The sequence below is a fragment of the Deltaproteobacteria bacterium genome (assembly GCA_020848905.1).
Taxonomy (GTDB): domain Bacteria; phylum Myxococcota_A; class Polyangia.
The window spans coordinates 67,473-88,194 of the sequence record JADLHG010000083.1; the positions used below are offsets into that span (position 1 = coordinate 67,473).

Sequence of the window (20,722 nt, forward strand, 5' to 3'; positions counted from 1 at the left end):
ATAGATAGCGAATGCCAGGGACCCTAGCAGGGTGATGCCGACGGTGGGCGCGGCGAGGAGAAGGCAGAGAAGGTTTCCTACGAGAGGCACGTACCCCTTCTTGCCGTTGGAACCGTAGATGAGTCCCGTCCCTGCAAGGAGTAGATTCAAAAAGAATGCCATTCCCTGCGACGTTTCACGCAATGGCGCGGCTGCTCCATCCGATGCGCCCCTCCCTGCGGGTAATGAAGCTCGGGCAACCACGGCAGGCGGCGGAATCCCATCTGCTGTGGCTGCCGTCGAGGGTGCGTCATACGAAGGCAGAGAGACGGCCGCCGCTGGTCGTGCCCCGGACGGAGCGCCGGAAGCAAGCGGAGGCATTACGGCATGGCACTTGTGGCAGGTCTTGGCCGCGAAGAAGAGGACGTGTCCGCACTGGGGACAGTTTCGAGTCGATCCAGATGCGGCCGCGGGGGAGGCCAACTCCGATTGCCTTCCGGCGGCCGGAGGCGGTGCCTGCGTCCCACCTCCGGCATCGGGTGGAGGCATCACGGCATGGCACTTGTGGCAGGTCTTGGCCGCGAAGAAGAGGACATGGCCGCACTGGGGACAGGCTCGGGTGGGGACTGCGCCAGCGTTGGACGACATCGACGTCGGCGCGGCGCCGACACCCGCGTTCTGCGCGGGGCCAGCGCCGACCCTGCTCACCTGGGCGGCGGCAGCGAGAGGTGGTGCAGCTTGCTGAGGCGCGCGCCCGTCAAGCCACTCGCCGCAGTGCTTGCACTTCGCGGCCGCATCCTGAATTTCTTCGGCGCAGAACGGACACAGCTTCATGGATTGTCTCCAGGTGCGTCTGGTCCGCACCGTCTTCCGCGTCGAGTGGCCGTGCCTCGGTGCTGGAACCTCGGGCGATGGGTCGCGACGCACTCCGCTGCTACCTCAACAGGTACGGGTAAACAAAGACGACGTCCTTACCCTCGAAGCTTGGGAACTTCGCCGCCCTCACCAGGGCGCTGATGCAGGCTGCGACGGGGGCCCCTGCCATACTCTCGTGGACGCCGACGGTCTTGACCTCGCCAGACGGAGCCACTTGAACCTTCAGCTTGATGGTGCCCTGGCCCCCGTGCTCCTCGCTGCATCGCTGCACGTTCTGCTTGAGCGCGCTCATCGTTCGCTTGATGGCGGCCCCGCTCAGCCGAGTGGACGCGACGGGTGCCGGACGTGCGTCCGCTGATCCGTTCTGAGACGCACCCCGGGCCGTCGACCCCGAGCTCGCATCTTGAGCTCCGGCGTCCGGGGGCGTGGCAGCACGAGCCTTGCGGGACCCTTCGGTCGAGTCACCGTCCGCTGAATCCTGCGCGTCATCATCAGCAGAGGTCTTGCCCGCAGCTCCGGCCTCCTCGGCACTCTCGCCCGGCGATCCGGCGTCCGCCTTGGGCTCGTTCCCCGGCGATGCGCTCACCGTACTCGCCCATTTCTGGAACACCGGATCCGATCGAACGGCCTTGAAGCTTCGTTCGGTCGCCACGGCCGAGACATAGGACCGGGACGTATCCGTCTCCAGCGCGCGAAGCTTGTCGAGCCACGCGACGGCACCCTGTGCGTCCTTCAATTGACCCGCCACGCACGCCCGGTTCCAGATGGCAGACACACACTGATCATCCGCGGCGACCGCAAGCTCGAATACCTTGGCCGCGCCCGCCAAGTCTTTCTTCCGGTACCTCTTCATGCCCGCTGCGGTGAGGTGCTTCGCGATAGCTGCTCGGTCCTCTCCGCGAGCCTGCAAGTCGGCCGCCAGCAGCGTCAGCTCGGAAGGCGATCGCTTGAGATCCAGGAGATCCTCCAACTTCGCCGGAGGTGCGACGGGTTTGTCTGCGGCGCTTGCGCCGTCGCTCGTCGAAGCTGAGCGGGCTGCCGTGCTCGGCCTGTCGGCCGCAGCGGTCGCGGCCGCGCCGGCAGACACCGTCGTCTGAGGATTCAACCGGCCGGCAGCGGACACTTCGGCGCTGCGACCCGAGCTCCCCTGGTGCCGCACCACGCCGAAGAGGATGATGGCCGCCGCGACGCCTGCGGCGAGCGCAGTGGTCCACTTCGCCGCCCGCACCACCCCCGGCCAAGCAGCTCGACGTCTGCATGCTCGCCTCAGCTTCCGTTCGACGAGGGCGAGGTCAGGGCTCGAGCGGCCCCATGCCGCACAGGTCTTCCCGATCTCGTCAATCGCGCGGTCGATCGTCTCCTCGGTAACGGCCACTCCGCGCGCGCCGAGCTGCGCGAATACCTGGCCGGGGCGCAACCAGCCCCGCGACGCCGCAATGACCGCGGTCGCGACGTCCTCGACCTGAAGATGACCCGCCAGCACCGCGACGTCGGTGGGCGTCAACCCCAGGCGCAGAAGCGCCGCGGGCTGACTCTTGCACCAGGCCTTCTGCTCGGTATCTCCCGCCTCCGACCGCAGCAGCCGCACCAGAGTGTCGGCGTTGGCGATCGCCGCGGCCTGGTCCCCGTCGATGGGCGCCAGAACCAACGCGCCGTCCCCCGCGAGCCAGCGCGCGATGCGCGAGGGGACTCCGAGGCCGCCATGACACGCGGCGGAGAACGCCTCGCCCGCGATGATCTCGAGCACGTCCTCATCCAGCAGGGGGACGCGCCCAGCTGTGCCTCCGATGGTTCGCCCTTCGAGCTCCCGCCGAGACGTGGCCGAAAGCTCGGTTGCCCAGGTTGCGAGCCGTGCTGCATCGGCCGACGCGGTGTCCAGAAAGCCGATGGTGGCCTGCGTTTCCTGCAGATTCCGCCGGTGGTCAGAGATGAGGCGCTCGACGCCCTCCGTGTACGCGGCGATCTGTCGATCGATGGCCTCCCGGAAGACATTCAGGTAGCTAGCGTCGTCGCCATCCAGCAGCTGGTTGGTGCGGCGCACCGCAGACAGGGCAATGGCGTTCGCCGCCTGGCTGAAACTCTCGAAGGCCTTCGTTTGTAGCTCGGTGATCGAGGTGAAGAGGCCGCCGAGCGCGCCACCGAGCAAGCCTCCGACGATCGCGCCCACCGGGCCGCCGATGGCCATGCCGATCACCCCGAGAGAAGCCTTCCCGACACCTCGCGCGACCTGACCGAGCTCGGGGTCCTGGGACAGGGATTGCACCGTCGAGGAGATGGTCATGGACCCGGAAAAGAGGTTCTCCGCGACGTGTCGGAGTTCCTTGGGATCGGGCGGCCCGGGTTGGGGTACGTTGCTCTCGCGATACATCGTCGCGAACTCCGCATTCGCCGCGCGGAGTGCGACCTCAAGGCACTGCGAGAGAACCGTCGCTACCACCTTTTCCAGGGGTGCGACGAGCTGCGCGCGACAGAGCTGCTCGGCAGAGTGCATGCATATCGCTTTGACGTCGTCCTTCTTTTTCGCCTCGCCGAGTGCAAGGGCAAAGGCCGAGGATGCCCTCTCGACCAGGTCGTCGGCCGCTTTGCTGAACAGGGGGCGCGCCTCGGCGCTGGCGGTCAGATAGGCCTCCGCCGCTCGGCGGAGGACGCCGGACTTCATTTCCTGGGCGTTGGCGATGCGCCGTGCATTCAGTTCGGCGAGCCGTTCGCGGGACTCTTGGCTTTGCTGTTTGGAGATGCGGTCGAGGGTCGTGGCCTGGTTCGCGAAGGACCGTGCCGCACGTTCGAACACCATGGACTCGCGGGATCGCTCCATGAAAGCGATCACGTCCTCTCGCAACCGGACGAGGGTCTGGCGATACCTGCTCGAACCGCCGGTTTGTAGCGAGGAGACGAAGTAGAGATTCACGGTGGATGGAGAGAGCTGGAACTTCTCCGCCAGATTCTCGCGGATGTAGGACTTGGTGTCGTCGGCCTCCTCGTCGTCGAGCACGTCCATCTTGTTCGCGACGAAGAAGATTCGTGACAGGTACGGCGCGAACTCGGAGAAGAACTTCTGCTCGGTGGCCTTCAGGGGGTTGCGAGCGTCGATGAGGAAGATGGCGAGGTGGCAGGCTTCGACGGCGGCGCGCGTGACCTGGTAGTGCCGGGCCTGGTCGGCAGGGGCAAGTCCGGGGTTGATGCCCGGGGTGTCGATGATGTCGAGCGCTGCGGCGAGGTGCGTGCTCGGCAGGCGAATCACGACCTCTTTGAGAGAGTGGGCTCCTCCCGCCTCCGTGGTCACGTCCCAGATGAACTTCTGGGCGCTCTGGCGCCCGGCCGCGGTGAGGCGCCCCTGGGGGTCGAGCGGCAAGTCGGGTCGACCGTGCAGGTGCAGGGCGGTTCGAATCGTGTCGCGCGTCGCTCGGACGTGGGGCCAGAGGCGACGGGGTTCTCCCTGGCCCGTGCTGGCCTCGACCTGGAAGGCCGGGCCGTAGCTCAGCCGCGTGTTGACCGCCGTCGTGGGCTCGAAGTCGGCCGACAGGAGATCGATCTCGAGAAAGGCATTCAGGAAGGTGCTCTTGCCGGAGCTCGTCTCGCCGAGGACCGCCAGGCGGAGGCGACGCTCTCGCGTGAGCCGATCGAATTCGGCACGGGCCCGCACGGTCTCGTCCCGCAGGTCGCCCACCACGTGGCGGCTGGCGGTGAGTGAATCGAGAAAGGCCAGGCCTCGTTGCCGAAGCTCGGTTGGCCCCTGCGAGCTGCGCGGATCCCCCACGGTCAAGCCTCCCGGCGTCGCTGGCTAGGTGAACGGCGGAAAGGTGAAGCCTCCGCCCGACGAGACGAAGTGGTGCAGGTCCATCCCGCCGCTGGCGTTCGCTGTGGCCGTGAGGACCTTGGCGCCCGTCGCGTCGATGACGTGGACCTCGCCGTGCCCCTCGCCAATGTGCGCCAGCTTTTGGTGTCCAGCCGAGTACAGGTTGTGCCCTCCGGCCGGATCCGCGACTGTCTGCGCGAGCTTTCCCCCGCCCATGGCGCCGTGGAAATCTGCACCTCCCACCGCGTTCGGAACCGTGTGCCCGACGTTGACGTGGCCCGCGCCGTAGAAGGTCTGGCCACCCTGCACATTCGGAACCGTGTGCATCACCTTGGCGCCAAAGGCGTCGAAGCCATCGACGCCCCCCGCGTCGTTCGGCACCGTGTGATCCACGTCCGCGAACATATGATGCAGGTCGAACCCCATCCGTCGTCTCCTTTCGTTGCGCTCAGGCCACGAGCTGCCTGAGGGCGTTGATCGAGCTCTCCAAAGGAGCCGTCGATGTGGCGCTCGCAGTGGCGTCTCCTTCGACGGCGAAGTCCGCCTGCCGGCGCGCAACCTCCAGCTCGAACTGTTCTCGCAGGACGCCCGTGAAGGCGTTGAACCAATCGTCCACCTTCTCCAGTAGCGCGTTCAGCGCCCTGGTGCTGACCTCGTGTACGGCTCCGGGGATCTCCGCGGTAATCTGCGCCCGGTTCGCTTCCGCGTGGCGGCTCTGCAGCACCTTGTTGATGGCGGTGCCCGCCACAAGACCTACGATGGCGAACGGACCCAGGGCCAGGAAGGAGGCCGCCAAGAAGCCGGCGGCGGGAAGGGCGAGCCCCACGTACTCGCCGTAGTCTTGAGCCTCGATGACCGGCGCGCTTCCGGAGAAGGAGTCGTCGAGCGCCAGCGTCACCTGAAGCCCGAGGAGCCCTCCAAAGGCCTTGGCATACTCGGCCGTGCTGTGCGCCGCGAAGTCCTCGAGAAACTTCTGCAGCACGGGCCGCATCTCCTCGAACCAGCGCTTGACGTGGCATTGCATCTCGTAGGGCAGGACCTTCTGGCAGAAGGCGCCAAAGTCCCCCTTCATTGTGGACACCCGCACCATCTGGTGCTTGACGAACTCCTCGTTGCGCACGCGCTGGGACTGCGACAAAAGGAGCTTGAGCCGATCTCTGCCATGCGTGAGGCAGTGGTCCACGAACCGATCGAAGCGCCCTCGCGCTTCCTCCATCTGGGCCTCGAACTCGGCCTGCTTGCGGGAGCGCTCCTCCACGCGCATCAGTGCCACCGACCGCCTTGCCTCGAGCCGCGTGCGGAGAGCCGCCGTGAGGCCGGCGACGCGCCGCTCGGCGGTCGCCCGTCGCGCAGCGCCTTCACGCGTCTCGGCGAGCAACCGATCGATCGCGTCCCGCAGCTCCTGAAAGCCCCATTGTGCCGCCACGCCGGAGCGTCCGGCCTCGAGGGCCGCGAGACATCGGGCCGCGTCGCAACCCACGACGATGACCGGCTGCCCAAGCAGCTCCTCGAGCCGCGAGCTAGCGGCAGCCAGCGACTCGGCCACCTCGTCTGCGTCGAGGCGGTCGGTCTTGTTCACGACGAAGATGATCTTCTCGAGCGATGACGAGAGAACTTGTCCCTGAAGAAACTGCGCTTCGCTCTTCGTCAGCGGCGAAGAGGCATCCATGAGGAAGAGCGCAGCGTCCGCCCCTACGAGGAAGTTGTAGGTGATCTCGGCGCGTTGCTCGTTGATGTCGTTCACCCCGGGGGTGTCCACCACGATCACGTCATCGGCGAGGGCGAGCTGCGGCGAGGTGATCCGCACGTAGCGAATATCCGGAGAGCTGAGCTCCCCGTCCGCGCTGAGGCGAGCCAGTGAGGCGGGCGAGAGCTCGATGGAGCTCGTCGCTCCGTCGGTCTTCACCACGGCGGCGCCGTGCGGCTCTCCCTTCTGGATGGTCCAGATGGCGGCCGTCGTGGGAACGATGTCCATGGGGAGGAGCGGCGACCCGATCAGGCAGTTGACCAGGGTCGTCTTCCCCCGATTGAACTCACCGAGCACCACCAGATGCACGGAGGTGAATTGCAGACGCTCGAGCGCCTCGGCCGCGTGCCGGGCGATGTCGGAAAACCCGGCTTCGGTGGCGATCGCTGCCAAGCGGCTGAGCCGTGAAGAGATCTCTTCCACTAGTCCGTCCCTCCAATGAGACGCAGCTCGTCCACGATGGCGGCGAGGTCGTGCGCCTCCGTGCGCAAGGCGGTCGCCCGGTTCCGGCGCTCGGCCAGGGGCCTGCTCGTGGCGGCCTCAAGCTCCGCGGTAGCGCGGTGCAGGTGCTCGGCCGCCAGGCGCTGCGGCACGATGACCTCCTCGTTCACCGCCACAGCGAGCTGGTGGGAGGCCTGCTCTATCGCTTGCCGCGCGCGACCGTCGATGCCCTGCAAGGATTCCGCGACCGAGGTCCTGATCTGCGGCGCGTCGGGCTGGTCAGTGAGATGTTTGCCCAGGAAGGCGCCCAGGAGGCCACCTACACCCGCGCCGATGGGTCCGAGGAGCGCGGCACCGAGAAGCCCCCCTATCGCAGCTCCAATGCCGGAAGCGCTGGACGAGGCGCTGGAATCAGAGGCCGAGACCCGAAGCTCGATTCCTGGCACGTCGCCCGGCGCGAGGAGAGGCGCTGCCCGCAGAGGTCGCGAGTGCTTCGCACAGAGCGTGCCGAGCAATTGATGCGCCGTGGCCTGCGGAATGGCGACCAGCTCGCGCACACCGCGGTTCAGCGCATCGCGCACGGCCGCGATCGATGCCTCGTCAGGGAAGGACTCGGTTGCCATGAGAGCCTTCGTCTCTCGTCGGAGCATGGCGAGCCGATCCTGGACGGCGCGCGTCGCCTCCTCTACGTAACGGGCTCGAGCTACTTCCGTGTCGGCTTCGATCCTCCCCGTGGCTTGCACTGCGCCCTTGTGACGCGCGCGCGATTCCTCGACGGTCGCACGAAGACTCTCGGCCTCCGACTCGATCGCGGTCGCAAGCGACAAGCGCGCGGCGGCGAGGTCGTCCGCTATGCGCGCGATGCGTCGGGTGGCAGTGTCGACGCGGGACTTTCCGGCCCCCCGTTCCAGGAACAGGCGAAGGTGCTTCTCGAACTCCGGGAAGCGCGACTGGGCCAGGGCCTGAGGGTCGCCCAGCTTCCCCAGCAGTGCGAGCTTGGCTGCCAGCGGGAGCACGGGGCTTTCCCTGCAGACGTCTACTTCGGCAAGCCGCTTGTGCACGTAGTCGAGAGCGCGGGAGAGCTTCTCGGGGGCCTCCTGATCGATCTTGTTCACCACGAAGAGCAGTCGGCTCAGATCCTTCGCGAGCACCTTGTCTACGAGGAATCGACGCTCGCTGCCCGAGAAGGGCTGATGCAAGTCGAGCAGCATGATCGCGGCGTCGGCCCGCGAGAGGTAGCCGTAGGTGATCTCCTCCCGCTGCGTGTCGATGTCGTTGACCCCAGGGGTGTCGACCAGCTCGAAGGGCAGGCCCAGGCCGCGGAGGGGCAGGGTGATGTCCACTTTGGCGACTTCATTCCAGGCCGCGTTTTTGGTGGACACGAACCCGTCGAGGTCCTTCGACCCTGTGCCCACGCCGAGCTCGATGACCTCGGGCGGCCGATTCGGCTCTCGCCAGTGCAGCGTGGCCCGCCGTTGCTCCCCGTGGTGCAGAACGGTGATTACAGCCGTTGTGGGGCGGACCGAGGACGGAAGGATCTTCTCTCCAACGAGCGCATTGATGAAGGTAGACTTGCCGCGGCTGAACTCTCCGATGACGAGTACGCGAAACGGCTCCTGCCGCAGCCGGCGAAGGATTTCGACCGCGGTGGCTGACCCCCCGTCGTCGGTCCCGGCGTAGCCTCGCAGCCGTTCGACCGCTCGTTCGATGCGGCCGCATTTGTGGTCGAAACTATCCACCTTACCCCCACCGGCTAGGATCTACGATTCCAACACTACGGTAGAAAATGGACATCCCAAGTGTATTCATCGGCCTCGGCAAAAGCCACAGCAAATTGCCGCACGGCGTGGGAGGAGAAGGTCCGCGGCCATCGGCGCGACCCGGTGGACTACACGCACGTACCTCGAAGGCCGGCGCCCCGGGACTCCCCTGCGCGCGCACCCCGCGGGCATCACGTGCTATCACCGCCCCATGCCCGAGCTCGCCATCGTCACAGACGCGATCCACATCTCCACCCACGGCGACGCGGAGCTGCTCGACCTCACCGCGAGCGTCGCGCATCTCCTCGAGACGCACGGCTTCGTCGAGGGCCAGGCGCTGTTGTTCGTTCCGGGCTCGACGGCGGCGCTGACGACGGTCGAGTTCGAGCCGGGCCTGCAGAGGGATCTCCCCGAGCTCTTCGAACGGCTGGCGCCGAAGAAGGGGCGCTACCATCACGACGAGACCTGGCACGACGGCAACGGGCACTCGCACGTGCGGGCCTCGCTCCTCGGCCCGTCGCTGGTAGTGCCCTTCGCGCGGCGAAGGCTTCTTCTTGGCGCCTGGCAGCAGATCGTGCTGCTCGACTTCGACAACCGCCCGCGGCAGCGCGAGGTCGTCGTGCAGCTCACGGGGCGCCGCGAGACGGGCGCAACGCCGTAGGAGACGAAGGGGGCGTGGGGAAGGCGGGGGTACCGCCACGATCCATCGTCACCTCCCCCGTTCGGATCCTCGCCGCGCCCTGCAGAGCCGCTAGCGGTTCCCCGCGACCTGCCGCAGGTGCTCGGCCCAGGAGGCGTCGCGCGCGATCAGCCGATCACGTCTTCTCGCAACGGCGTGAGGGGCGAGGGGCTGGCCGGCCTCGAAGGCGCGAAGGCAGGCCTCGGCGGCCTCGAACTGCGGGCGGAAGCGGGCGGTGCGGAAGGGGTTCGCGGGGCCGAAGCCCGCGGCCGCGGCCTCGTCGCTAAAGGGCGTCGTCGGCCCCGGCGCGTAGCGATCGAGGCCATCGCGGGCGATGTCGGCGGTGACATCGCCAAGGTTCGGCACGGCGTGCGGCCCCTCGGGCGAGAGGTCGCGGAGCGCGTCGAGCTTGCCGGCCTCGGCGGCGTGCACGGCACGGCTCGCGCGATGCCAGAGCACCCGCAGAGCGAGCTCCTGCCAGTCGATGAGCTCGCCGGGGGTGAGGTTGCCGCGCTGAGCGAAGACGCGATCGAGGTCCGCCGCTCGCGGGCCGATCGCGTACTCGGCGGTGAGCGCCAGCGTGACCAGCGAGGGGTCGAAACCGGCGACGGTGGCCGGCGCCACGTAGCGCGGATGAGCCCCCAGTCGATCGAACCACTGATGGAGCAGGAGCTGCAGCGCGTAGTCGGCACGCGTCGCGGCGAGCGCGGGACGAATGGCCTCGTTCGTGCGCCGCAGGCAGCGCGCGAGCGTCTGGGTTTGGTCGGCGAGGCTCTTCGAGAGGCGCCGCGCGCGCAGCATCCGCCGCGGCGACCAGCTCTCGGTGCGCAGCCGACCGAGCGCCTGGTACGTGTCGAGATAGGCCGTGCAGGCCCCCCCGACCTCCCGGTGCGCCGCCGCGAAGCGTTCCGCGTCGCCCGGCCCCTGCGCCTCGAGGGGCGGCACGCAGAGGGCGCCGAGCGGCGGAGAAGGTCTCTGCCGGTAGAGGTCGTAGCGTCGCCAGGCGGGGAGGCGCTCGGTCGCCGAGGGGAGGCGATCCGTCGCCGCGTGGTGCTCGCCCGCCGCGTGCCCCTCGGTGTGGCTTCCGGGCGCCCGGGCCCACGCGGGCAGGACCATCCCCGCCCCCATCAACAGCACGAGCCGTGGTGCGATTCGTCGCATGACCAGCGAGCGCTGGAGCAACTCACATGCCATCGCGGTGGGCGTCCTGCTGGACGCGGACCGACCGAGCGGCCCTCCGGGGGAACACCGCGCGGTTCTCGACGACGAGTTAACGCATTTGGCGCATCCTCTCCGGCGCCGCGGCGGGCAACGCCGTTCGGGCGCTCGTGCCCCGCTCGAGTGGCCGGGTGGCGCGTCTCGCCGCGCGGAGTGCCCACGACGGGTGGCTACCGAGGCTCCAGCCTGGCAAGTCACTTCGCCCACTCCCGGGCCTTCCGGCGCGACCGCTCGCCGCCCAGGCGATTGAAATGTACGCCGTATTCGCAGCCCCGCCGCGGAGCCCGGGTAGCACGCGAGTTGCAGTGTCCGAAGCACTGGCTCTGCCGACCTCGGTACCTGACCCGGCACCGCCTGGAGATCCGAACGTGCGTCTGCCTGTTGCGTTGCTCCTCGGATGCCTCGTGGCCGCGGGAGGGCCGCGCCCGGTCCTCGCGGCCGGGGGCGTACCGCTCGTCGCGCCGGCTCCCGAACGCGACGGCGAACGCGGGGGCGGGCGCTTGCGCGGGGCGAAGAGACCGCGCGGGGGGACGCCCGTCGACTGGCTCCGCTCGGGCTGGACCAAGCTCCAGGCCCGCTTCGCGCACCCGCCACGTGGCACGAGCCCGCGAGCTGGCCCTCGCCTGAGCTTGCCGCGCCTGAATCGCCGCTCGCTCCTTCTCGGGAGCCTCATGCTCGCGCTTCTCGTCAACAACGTGTCCATCGCCGCCACGCGTGGCCCGAACCTCGACGCCTTTCTCGACGGGAACAATCCCTTCGTGCTCTACGAGAGCCGCGTGCTCGGCATCTCGCACACGCGACTCGCCCCACCCGAGTGGTTCACCACGGGCGACGGACCGGTCGTGGGCATCAACGGCGTCGAGCCCGGCGAGATGTACCTGCAGGCGGCCGACTACATGACGGGCGCCGAGTGGGCGAACGGCACGATCCGCGTTCAGGTGCGCGCGACCTCGCCCGAGAACCTCATCGAGCAGCTGCTCGCCGTCTATCGCCGGAGCGGTCCGATCAAGAAGGTGGTGATCGCGGCGCACGGAAGCTCGGGCTCGATGAACATCGGCGGCGTCAAGCTGGACGTGGCCTGGGTGAGGGCGCACGCGGGTTATCTCGCGCAGCTCCCCCCCGACCTGCTCGCCAAGGACGCGCAGATCGTGCTCATCTCCTGCTCCACGGCGCAGGGCTACTGGTCAAACCCCGGCCAGGGCGAGCGGGCGCTGCGCGAGATCTTCACGCCGCTGCTCCGCCAGGGCGGCACGATCGTCGCGTCGCGCCGGTACGTCGATCCCACGCTCGCCGACATCCCCGACGCCTACAAGAGCCCGGGCGAGCGCGTGGCCCGGCACCTGCTCTACGCGCCGGTCATCTCGCTCCTGGAAACGGTCGAGTTCGTGCTCAGCGACGGGCCGACGCTGACTCAGAAGGTGGACGTGATCCACGTCGCGGGGCCTTCCGGACGGTAGTCGTGCGAGCGGACGTTAGTCCCCCAAGATCGAAACAGGAGAGGTACGCCCAGCCGTCGGCGCCGAAGGCCTCGGATAGGGCGTGGTCCGCCGCCCTGATCGATGAGCACGACGGCACGCGCGCGGGGGCCGGCACGGGGGCCATCTTCTTCGTCGACCTTGCGTGGTGGGTCGCCGAGACACGCGGCGCGTCCGGGCGTCGAGCTCTGTGCCGGGGCCCTACCAGCGGCTGGGAACCGGACGGCCGGGGGTCCTCTTCTTCTTCGCCGGGGCAACGTACGGGGTCACGGCAAACGCGGCCTTCACCAGGACCGCCACGTCAGCCTCGGGGAATTCCCGTTGCGCCTGCGCCGGGGTGAGGAAGGTGCGCTCCCCACGGTAGCCGTAACCGAACGAGTCCTCGAAGCCCTGCTTGTAGAGACGACCGTCGGTGGTCACGAGGAGGTCGAGGTAGTCCGTGAAGGTGAAGCGGTCGCTCATCCCGGCCTGCACCTCGCGGTCGCGCAGCTTGCGGTGCACGAGGCGCGTGCTCTCGATCCCGGGCCGCCCGCCGCCATGCTGACGCTCCGGCACGTGGACCTTGCCGCGATCGATGTCGGTCGGGTCGAGCCCGAGGCTCGCGAAGAGCTTCTGCACGCGGGCCTCCGCGCGCTCGTGGGCCGAATAGGCCCTCGCCCGACGCGTCTCGCGGGAAGGCGGAGGCGTTGCCGGGTTCATCGTCTCGCGCAGCAGCTCGAGCGCCGAGAAATCCGCGGGGCGGCCCGCCTGGCTCGCCAACCGTTCGAGCCCGCGCAGCAGGTGCGTGGGCTTGGGCTTGATCAGCGCGTGTTCGAACGGCTCGCGGTCGAGGAGCCTCGCGGGGGGCGTGGCCTCGAAGGTTCCTTCGCGGTAGTTGTAGAGGAAGGTCTCGCCCCGCTCGTTGACGACCAGCGACGGGTCGCGGTGCGAGCCGATCACCACGAGATACCGCTTCCCCCGTTGCTGGACGAAGATACGGCCCTTGGCCTGCCCGGCGAAAGCGGCCGGCGCGAGCTCGCGACACTTCTGCGCGACGCTTTCGGCCGCCTGCAATCGCAGAGCGTCCAGCTGCGCCGCGCGGGCGTGCGCGGAGCCGGTAGTGGCCAGAATCGTCACGACGGCGCCGAGGCGCGCGAGCATCATGGGCGTTTCCTCCAGGAGGCATGTGCTACTGCACCAGGCGTGCCACGAGCAAATGCCCGAGATGACGAAGCAATGGTAAGGGCGAGCGCGTCAGCCAGCTGGGTCGAGCGGCCAGCGTGCGCCGCTCCGGGGCCCACTCAGGCGGCGCCACCTCCCCGGGACGCACTGAGCACGGCCGCGAGCGCGTCGGCGAGGCCTACGTGCGCGAAGGTGTAGCCCGTGCGCTCGGCCTCCCGCGGGAGCACCCGTTGCGACGCCGTCAGGAGCTCGCCCAGCTCGCCGAACGCTACGCGCAGGGCCGTCTTCGGCACGGGGAGAAACGCCGGGCGGTGCAATGCGTGACCGAGCGCGCGGGTGAACTCCGCGTTGGTCACTGGCCGCGGGCCCACGGCGTTCATGGCCCCGTGGAGCCGCGAGTCCCTCATGGCGTGGAGCAGAAGGCCGACCTCGTCTTCGAGGTGGACCCAGGGCATCCACTGCCGGCCGCTGCCGAGCCGGCCACCCACGCCCAGACGAAACGGAGTGAGCATCCTGGCCAGCGCGCCGCCGCCGGGCGCGAGCACGATGCCGGTGCGCACGCAGACCACGCGCATTCCGAGTCGCTCGGCCGCCAGCGCTTCGCGTTCCCACTCCATGCAGACCTCGGCGAGGAAGCCCTGTCCCGGCGATGAGGTCTCGTCCAGCTCCTCGTCGCCGCGGTCGCCGTAGTAGCCGACGGCGGACGCCGAGACGAGCACGCGCGGCCGACTCGCCAGGGCAGCGAGTCCGGCGATCAAGTTGCGCGTGCCGAGAACCCGGCTGTCGCGGATGCGACGCATTCGCTCGGCTGTCCAGCGACCTTCGGCGACCGGCTCGCCCGCCAGGTGGACGACCGCCTCGACGCTGTGCAGCGCGCTGGCCGGGGGTGGCCCGGCCTCGGGATCCCAGGGGTAGGCCTCCACCCCGGGAAGTCTCCGTCGGGCCTGCTCCGGATCGCGGCTCAGCACCACCGCGCGCTCGAGCCTTCCGACCAGCTCCCTGCCGACGAGGCCCGTCGCTCCTGTCAGTAGCGTCTTCATCGGAATCCCCTTCGCTTCCTCAGTATGGTCACGATCCCATGAGGACCGCCTGTGGTTCTCGTCGGGAAGCGATTGCCAGCCAGCCGCGAGGTCTGCTAGACGAGCGGCGGACGGGCCAGCGGACCTTGGGCCCGCCGGGCATAACGGAGGAGGCGTCGATGAGGCAGCGGATCGGTTGGTTGGTTGTCACCTCGGGGACCGCGCTTGCGCTGGTCGGTTGCGGGGTCGGCTCCGAGGGGGCGGGTGGCGACCCCGGCGCCGAGTTGCTCCACGTCTCGTCGAGTCGCGCGGCAGCCAGGCCGACGCCCCCCTCCTGCCCCGCGGGAGCCATCTGCAGCCCGAACTGGGCCGGCTACGTGGACTACGTTCGGCCGGGGTACGAGAGCGCCTCGGGCTGCTTCACCGTACCCACCGTGGACGTGGCCCGCAGCAAGCGGGGTTCGATCGGAATGGCCTGGATTGGGATCGGCGGCTATTCCCTGTCGGGGGATAGGACGCTCATTCAAGGCGGGCTCGTCATCCAACCCAGCAGCAGCTCGCCCTACCAGCTCTTCTACGAGACCGTGACGCCCGACGCGACGCAGGATTCGAGGGGCGCTCTGGTGGCGCCGATCGCCAGCACCATCGCGGCCGGCGATCGGATCTGCGTGAGCGTCTTCTACTACTGCACCGGGCCCTACGGCTGCGGTTCGTGCGACTCGTACTTCTACCCGTGCCCGGCGCCAGGGGCCTACTGGCGGGTCAACATCGGCCACTTCGCGCCCGACGGGCGACACATCGCGTCCACCAACCTTCCGAACCTGCGCTTCGACTCCGGCATGGGGTCCGCCGAGTTTGTCGTGGAGGCGCCCATCCTCCGCCGGAACCGCACCTATGCCGAGCTTCCGCAGCTCGGCACCGTAGGGTTTGTACCGCTGCCGGCCTTCCCCGCCGGCTCCACGATGTGTCCGTACCAGCCGACCCCGCCGACGGCGCCGTGCCCCGCCGGGGGGCTCGTGACCTCGCTCGACTACGCGATCCCTCTGACGCTCTTCAACCCGAGCCTGAGCCTGTCGGCGGTACCCTCGAGTCTCTCGAGCGCCTACAACAATCGCTTCAACGTCTGCGTCGGGCCGACGGCGAATCCCCCGAGCTGCGCCCCTCCCGCCCCGTGATCCGCCGCTCCGCTATTCAGCAGGATGGATCGCGGGCAGGGTGACCAGGCTCAGTCGCTGTCGGGGACTTTGGCCCAGGTCGGCCAGAGGGGCGAGGAGAGCGAGCGAATGCGGGCCTTGCCGCTCTTCAGGATCGAATAGCGGAAATCCGCGAAGAGGGTCATCTCCCGACGGGTCACGGAAGGGATCGCCGCGTGCGAGTAGGTCTCGGTGAAGAGGCTGCTGATCACCGCCCGCACGATGTGGTCTCCGTCCATGTAGATGGAAATAGTGGGGCGGCGAAGGCCCTCGAATGCGCCGCTGCGGCGGGCGTGCTCAATGACGCGCTCCCGCACGGCGGTGGGCACGCGCGGCGTGGCGATGGCGCTCGAGGCGCTGAGCGCAAGAAGGACGATCGTGGCCGTGAGGGATCTCATGGCGGGCTCCTGACGTTCGAATGGTTTGCGGAGCGACTGTGCAAGAGGGAGACCAGGCCTCGGCGCGGCGGCCTTCAGGTGTTGCGGGTCGGGCGGCGGCGGGCAGAGGGGGGCCAAGCGGCTGGTTCCGCACGCGATTGGCGGGAGGTGCGGGGGCGGCGCCTCGGTAACGGCGCGCGGGCGCGGCGCGCCGCGAAGGGAGTTCGGGGAGGCGGGTCGCCTGGCCTGGAAGCTCCGATCGTGGCCAAGGCCGCGGCTGGGGCAACGGGAAACGCGCCCAGGCTGCCTCGACCGCGTATGCTGTGCTTGCCGACCCGCACGGGCTCTTCGCGCGAGGGACCTCGCCGGAGGGGGACGTGACGGGATGCGGTGGGCGATTAGCAACCTTCGAACGTGAGGAGGATCTCGATGGGCGACAAGTCTCCAAAGTCCAAGGACAAGAGCAAGAAGCAAGGCGAGGCCAAGGACAAGCGCGACCAGGCCAAGGCCGCGGCGAAGCAGGCTCCCCCGACGCCGACCGCTGGCAAGAAGAAGTAGGCGCGGACTGCCGCGCGGTGCTACGGGATGCCGGTCGAGGCGCGCCGGAGCGGCTTGAAGCGCTCGAGGTACGCGGCCACCTCTTTCCGCCGTGCGAGCGGCGGTCCGCCCCTCGGTGTGCGTGACAGATAGGTGAGCTGGCCGAGGAGCGCGAAGTCCGACAGCATCGGCGCTTCCCCGAAGAGAAAGGGCCCCGGAGAGGTGAGCGCGGCCAGCGCGTCCAGGTGCCGCTCGAGGTCGCGCGCGACGTGCTCGGGTGGCTTGCGCGCGGTGCCCTGGGCCACTACCTGTCCTTCGATGCGGCGCCGCAGCAAGAGATGCACGGCGGTGCCGGTCACGGAGCGCCGGAAGAACTCGGCTGCCGCGCGCGACCCCGCCGGCTCGATCCACTGGTAATAGAGCCCCACGAAGTAGAGCGACTCGTCGGCCCACTCCTCGATCGCGTGCGAGAGAGCGCGTTCGCGCGGCCCGGCCGGATAGATCGTCGGCTCGGGAGCGAGACGTTCGAGCTCCTCGGCGATGTCGGTGCTGTCCACCACCAGGCGCCCGTCCACCTCGAGCGCGGGGACCTTGCCCACGCGGCCGCGGCGGCGGATGCCGAGGAGGTGGCGCCCGCCTTGCGACAACAGGGGGACGCGCTCGTAGGCGAGCCCCTTGTAGTCGAGGATGGCGCGGACCTTCAGACAGAACGGGGAAGGAGCCCAGTCGTAGAGGCGGAGCTTCATCGCGGCAGGGTAATAAACAAACGCCGGCGGAGGCCATCCCCTATTCGCGTGAGCGAGGTTCGGGAGGCATCCGCCGGCGCGGGGTGCGAGGGAGACGAACTCCCTCGCCGTCAACGCTGGAACTAGCCGCCGACCTTGACGCCGCTCTGGAAGGGGCGGACGACGGAGCTGTTGTTCGCGGGGCGGACGACGGAGCTGTTGTTGATCGGGCGCACGACGGAGGAGTTGTTCGGGCGCACGACGGAGCTGTTGTTGATCGGGCGGACGACGGAGCTGTTGCCGATCGGGCGCACGACGGAGGAGTTGTTCGGGCGGACGACGGAGCTGTTGTTCGGCTGCTGGCTGCCGATGATGATCACGGCCGGGCGCTCGAAGGCGATGCGGATGATCTGGTTTTGCGCCGGGCGCGCCATCGACTCGGCAATCTGGGCCACGCCGCTCTGGTTGTTCTGGTTCGCGCTCGCGGCGGCGGGGGCGAGGAGCAGGGCGGAGCCGACGGCGAGAAGGGTCTTCTTGATGATGGACATGGTGATCTCCTTCAAGAGCAATGGACGTTGACGTTGTGGTTTGGGCTGCGCTGCGCAGCCGGTAAAGCGACGCGGGTCCTTAGAGCAATAGCTCGGCCAGCTTTACGGCATAACGATTTCGGACGATTACGCGCATAGCGCCGAAATGCTGCGCCGCGAGTCGGAGCCGCGACGCATGTCGCGCCGTCGGAAATAGATGTGCGCGTCGTGAGCACGTGCGCACTCGCGTCCGCGATGCGAGGCCGAAGGCGAGATCGCGAGCGCGATAGCAAGCACAAGCGAGCGCGATAGCGCGACCGCAAGCTCGAGTGAAGAGATGAGGGGCGAAGGGGAACGCGTGGGGAAAAAAAGAAACCCCTGACCGAGCCCAGGGGTGTGCGCGGAAGGGCTCGGTCAGGGGCGTCAGCGAGGAGGAGGAGACCTACTCGCTGCGTTCGAAGCGATCAACCACCGCCGCGGGGGCGATTGCCACCGTGCGCGCCGCCGTTGTTCGCGGGCTGAATCACCGGGGCCGGAGCCGGCATGGGCTCGATCGCCGGGAGGTTCGTGAAGGTGACGCGCTTGACGCCCTTCGGCGCGCCGCGACCCTTTTGCAGGTTGATGATCCCCTGCAGGTCGGGCACCGCGATCATGATGTGCGGTCCGGGACCCCAGTTCACCTCGGCATTGAAGGTGCGGGCGGGCGGGCCGGCCACGACGTAGTTGATGAACGCGCCCAGGTGCACGTCCCAGCCGCGGCCGTAGCGGCCCACGCGCTGGTTGGCGGCCTTCTTGATGATGCTCATGGCATAGCGGTCGGTGACGCGGCCCTGCTGCGCCGGGGGAGCGGCGAAGACCGCCGACGGCACCATGAGGGCGGCCAGCACGGCCGCGGAGGCGAAAGCACGGGTGAACATGTCTAGCTCCTTCGGTTGGGATCCAACACACACGCCGAAGGGGGAAAGAGCAACGTCGATGCCATCGTGCGCGACGGCGAAAGTCCCGCGAGAGCAGGCGTTTTCGCGCACGGTGCGCACGTCGTGAACACCTGCCCTCGGAGGGGCGCCTCCCGAAACCGGAGCATGCGCGGGGGAGCGGCCCGAGGGACCCGACAGGCTCGACCACTTCGTGCCCGGATCGATTCGTGCGCTTGCAGCGCGCGGGACCTCCGGTACGATGAAGGGCGGCATGCTTCCACCACCTCCACCCGGTTTCGAGCGCAGCCCGGTCCCCGGGTCGGACCTCGAGCACCTCGATCAGGAGCGCCTGCAGGCGTACCTGCGGCGGCGTGCGCCGGGGCTGGCGGAGACGCTGCCGCCCGAGCAGCTCGGCGCGGCGATGGGGCTCCTCGCTCAGGCCGGCGGACGCTCCGTTCCGACCGTGGCGGGCCTGATGGCCTTCGGTCTCTTCCCGCAGCTCGCGCACCCCGAGTGGGGGCTCGTCGCGGCGCGCATCCGGGGCACGCACCTGTCGGACCCGGTCGGCGAGCGCGTCGACCTCGAGGGCCGGCTGACCACGCTGCTCGACCAGACGCTCTCCTTCGTGAGCGAGCAGAGCCAGGCCGTGCCGAACCTCGTGCGCCCCGACGAGTCGGAGCCCGAGTACCCGACGGTGGCCGTACGCGAGGCGGTGCTCAACGCGCTCGTGCACCGCGACTACCGCGCGAGCGGGCGCGTCGCGCTCCGGATCTTCGACGACCGGCTCGAGGTCTGGAGCCCCGGGGCACTGCCCGCGCAGCTCTCGCTCGAGCAGCTCGCGATTCATGGCGGGGTCTCGCTCCCGCGAAACCCGGTGCTCGCGGCGGCCGCGCGGAGTCTCGGGCTCATCGAGCAGCTCGGGCGGGGCCTGACCACGATCCGCAGGGTCGTGGCCGACGTCACCTCCACGCCGGCCCAGTTTCGCGCGAGTCCGGCCGAGGTGCTGGTGGTGCTGCCGTCGCGCCTGCACGTGCCGTCGGGGCCGGAGCCCGGCAACTGAGCGGCTCCACCAAATGGCTCTCGCTGGTCGTGCTGGCCGGTGCCGCGGGCGCCGCGGCGGTGGCGACGCTCGAGCTCGGCGGCCTGATGGGCGTGCTCGCCGGTACGCTGGTGGCGCTGGTCGGCCTCGGCGCCGTGGATGCCTATCGTCGAGAACGCCTGCGGCAGGAGCGGCGGCGTGCGGCCGAAGCCGAGGCGCCGGTCGCGCGCGAAGAGCCGGTGGAGTCTGACGAGGCCTCGCGAGAGGGCTGAGGGCGAGGCGCGGCTGACGGCTCGGCGCAGCTCAGTCCGGCAGCGGGACCTCGATCATCTGTCCCTCGCGTCCGGCGGCGGCTGCCGGATGGTGCTTCGCCGCCTCCTCGTCAATGCGTGGCAGCTCCGCCGGCTCGTAACGCGGGCTCAGGTGCACGAGGACCAGCCGCCCGACCTTGGCGCGCGCCGCGGCCTGCGTCGATTGCGCGACGGTCATGTGCTTCTTCTCCGCCGCCTCGGCCTCGTGCTCGGGGAGGAACATCCCCTCGACGAAGGCCAGGTCGGTCTCGCGCAAGAGCGGCTGCAGCGCCTCGGTGATGGCGGTGTCCGTGCAGAAGGCCACGTGCCGCCCGCGACGCGGCGGGCCGAGCACGTCCTCGGGCTGCACCGTCGCGCCCGACGGGGTGACGACCGCCTCGCCGAGCTGGAGCTGCCGGTAGAGCGGCCCCTTCGGTACTCCGAGTCGCACGGCAGCCTCGGGGTCGAACTTCCCCGGGCGGCCGTGCTCCTCGAGGCGATAGCCGAGGCAGAAGACGCTGTGGTCGAGCGGTCGCCAGAAAAGGCGCGCCTGCTCGTCCTCGTAGGCCAGCTCGCCCGCCCTCTCGGACCACTCGAGGAAGCGCAGCGGGTAGTTGATGTACATGCGCAGGTCGTGACGCACGTTCTTCACAAAGCGCTCGAGCCCTGGCGGGCCCACGAGCACGAGCTCCTCGGGGGTCTCCATCTGCGAGCGCAGCATGAGCATGCCGGGGAGCCCGAGGACGTGGTCGGCGTGCAGGTGCGTGACGGCCACGACCTTGAGCGGCCGGAAGCCGAGGTGGGCCTCCTTGTACGGTACCTGCGTGCCTTCGCCGCAGTCGAACAGGTAGACCCGCCCGTCGGTGCGCACGGCCACCGAGGTCAGCCGCCGCTTGGGCATGGGCATCATGCCCCCCGTGCCGAGGACGAAGCATTCCATCCCCTGCTTCTCGCGCGGCGGCGGCG

The 20,722-nt window shown here is 69.1% G+C and carries 17 protein-coding genes; 5 read left to right on the forward strand and 12 right to left on the reverse strand.

All coding sequences use genetic code 11. The features are described 5' to 3' along the window. Window positions 1-913 precede the first annotated feature (913 nt). From IT371_31135 to IT371_31150, 4 genes are read right to left on the reverse strand one after another with little or no spacing between them, the layout of a single operon-like run. On the reverse strand, window positions 914-4,612 hold the full coding sequence (locus tag IT371_31135; GenBank protein ID MCC6752147.1) for a dynamin family protein: 3,699 nt from the start codon (window positions 4,610-4,612) through the stop codon (window positions 914-916). A gap of 24 nt (window positions 4,613-4,636) precedes the next feature. Then, window positions 4,637-5,077: a hypothetical protein gene (locus IT371_31140; GenBank protein MCC6752148.1), complete on the reverse strand. Its 441-nt coding sequence runs from the start codon at window positions 5,075-5,077 to the stop codon at window positions 4,637-4,639. 22 nt (window positions 5,078-5,099) lie between these two features. Next, a complete protein-coding gene (locus IT371_31145; protein ID MCC6752149.1) occupies window positions 5,100-6,791 on the reverse strand; it encodes a dynamin family protein in 1,692 nt (563 codons plus the stop codon). A 29-nt stretch (window positions 6,792-6,820) separates the two neighbouring features. Then, window positions 6,821-8,578 (reverse strand): dynamin family protein, encoded by a 1,758-nt coding sequence (locus IT371_31150; protein MCC6752150.1) that lies wholly within the window; start codon window positions 8,576-8,578, stop codon window positions 6,821-6,823. Window positions 8,579-8,810: 232 nt separating this feature from the next. On the opposite strand from IT371_31150, the gene IT371_31155 reads away from it, so the two are divergent. Then, window positions 8,811-9,260: a YjbQ family protein gene (locus tag IT371_31155; protein MCC6752151.1), complete on the forward strand. Its 450-nt coding sequence runs from the start codon at window positions 8,811-8,813 to the stop codon at window positions 9,258-9,260. A gap of 90 nt (window positions 9,261-9,350) precedes the next feature. Here the strand turns inward: IT371_31155 and IT371_31160 are convergent, their stop codons facing one another. Then, window positions 9,351-10,439 (reverse strand): hypothetical protein, encoded by a 1,089-nt coding sequence (locus tag IT371_31160; protein ID MCC6752152.1) that lies wholly within the window; start codon window positions 10,437-10,439, stop codon window positions 9,351-9,353. Window positions 10,440-10,864: 425 nt separating this feature from the next. Here IT371_31160 and IT371_31165 point away from each other — a divergent pair, with 425 nt between their 5' ends. Next, a complete protein-coding gene (locus IT371_31165) occupies window positions 10,865-11,953 on the forward strand; it encodes a DUF4347 domain-containing protein (GenBank protein ID MCC6752153.1) in 1,089 nt (362 codons plus the stop codon). A 219-nt stretch (window positions 11,954-12,172) separates the two neighbouring features. Here IT371_31165 and IT371_31170 read toward each other — a convergent pair whose 3' ends face one another. Then, on the reverse strand, window positions 12,173-13,114 hold the full coding sequence (locus tag IT371_31170; protein MCC6752154.1) for a hypothetical protein: 942 nt from the start codon (window positions 13,112-13,114) through the stop codon (window positions 12,173-12,175). A gap of 137 nt (window positions 13,115-13,251) precedes the next feature. Then, window positions 13,252-14,172: a TIGR01777 family protein gene (locus IT371_31175; GenBank protein MCC6752155.1), complete on the reverse strand. Its 921-nt coding sequence runs from the start codon at window positions 14,170-14,172 to the stop codon at window positions 13,252-13,254. Between the two features lie 158 nt (window positions 14,173-14,330). On the opposite strand from IT371_31175, the gene IT371_31180 reads away from it, so the two are divergent. Continuing rightward, on the forward strand, window positions 14,331-15,326 hold the full coding sequence (locus tag IT371_31180; GenBank protein MCC6752156.1) for a hypothetical protein: 996 nt from the start codon (window positions 14,331-14,333) through the stop codon (window positions 15,324-15,326). 50 nt (window positions 15,327-15,376) lie between these two features. On the opposite strand, the gene IT371_31185 is transcribed toward IT371_31180, so the two are convergent. The 4 genes from IT371_31185 to IT371_31200 all read right to left on the reverse strand — a co-directional run bounded on the left by IT371_31185 (window position 15,377) and on the right by IT371_31200 (window position 18,427). Further along, a complete protein-coding gene (locus IT371_31185) occupies window positions 15,377-15,742 on the reverse strand; it encodes a hypothetical protein (GenBank protein MCC6752157.1) in 366 nt (121 codons plus the stop codon). Window positions 15,743-16,299: 557 nt separating this feature from the next. Further along, window positions 16,300-17,004, reverse strand: a complete 705-nt coding sequence (locus IT371_31190) for a glutathione S-transferase family protein (protein ID MCC6752158.1) — start codon at window positions 17,002-17,004, stop codon at window positions 16,300-16,302. A gap of 122 nt (window positions 17,005-17,126) precedes the next feature. Then, a complete protein-coding gene (locus IT371_31195) occupies window positions 17,127-17,531 on the reverse strand; it encodes a hypothetical protein (GenBank protein MCC6752159.1) in 405 nt (134 codons plus the stop codon). Window positions 17,532-17,974: 443 nt separating this feature from the next. After that, on the reverse strand, window positions 17,975-18,427 hold the full coding sequence (locus tag IT371_31200) for a hypothetical protein (GenBank protein ID MCC6752160.1): 453 nt from the start codon (window positions 18,425-18,427) through the stop codon (window positions 17,975-17,977). 271 nt (window positions 18,428-18,698) lie between these two features. On the opposite strand from IT371_31200, the gene IT371_31205 reads away from it, so the two are divergent. Both IT371_31205 and IT371_31210 read left to right on the forward strand, forming a co-directional pair. Continuing rightward, window positions 18,699-19,487, forward strand: coding sequence for a hypothetical protein (locus IT371_31205; GenBank protein MCC6752161.1), 789 nt, complete (start codon window positions 18,699-18,701; stop codon window positions 19,485-19,487). Between the two features lie 29 nt (window positions 19,488-19,516). Beyond that, on the forward strand, window positions 19,517-19,738 hold the full coding sequence (locus IT371_31210) for a hypothetical protein (protein MCC6752162.1): 222 nt from the start codon (window positions 19,517-19,519) through the stop codon (window positions 19,736-19,738). A 31-nt stretch (window positions 19,739-19,769) separates the two neighbouring features. Here IT371_31210 and rnz read toward each other — a convergent pair whose 3' ends face one another. Continuing rightward, complete coding sequence (gene rnz / locus IT371_31215) at window positions 19,770-20,696, reverse strand: ribonuclease Z (protein MCC6752163.1); 927 nt, start codon at window positions 20,694-20,696, stop codon at window positions 19,770-19,772. Between the last annotated feature and the right edge of the window lie 26 nt (window positions 20,697-20,722).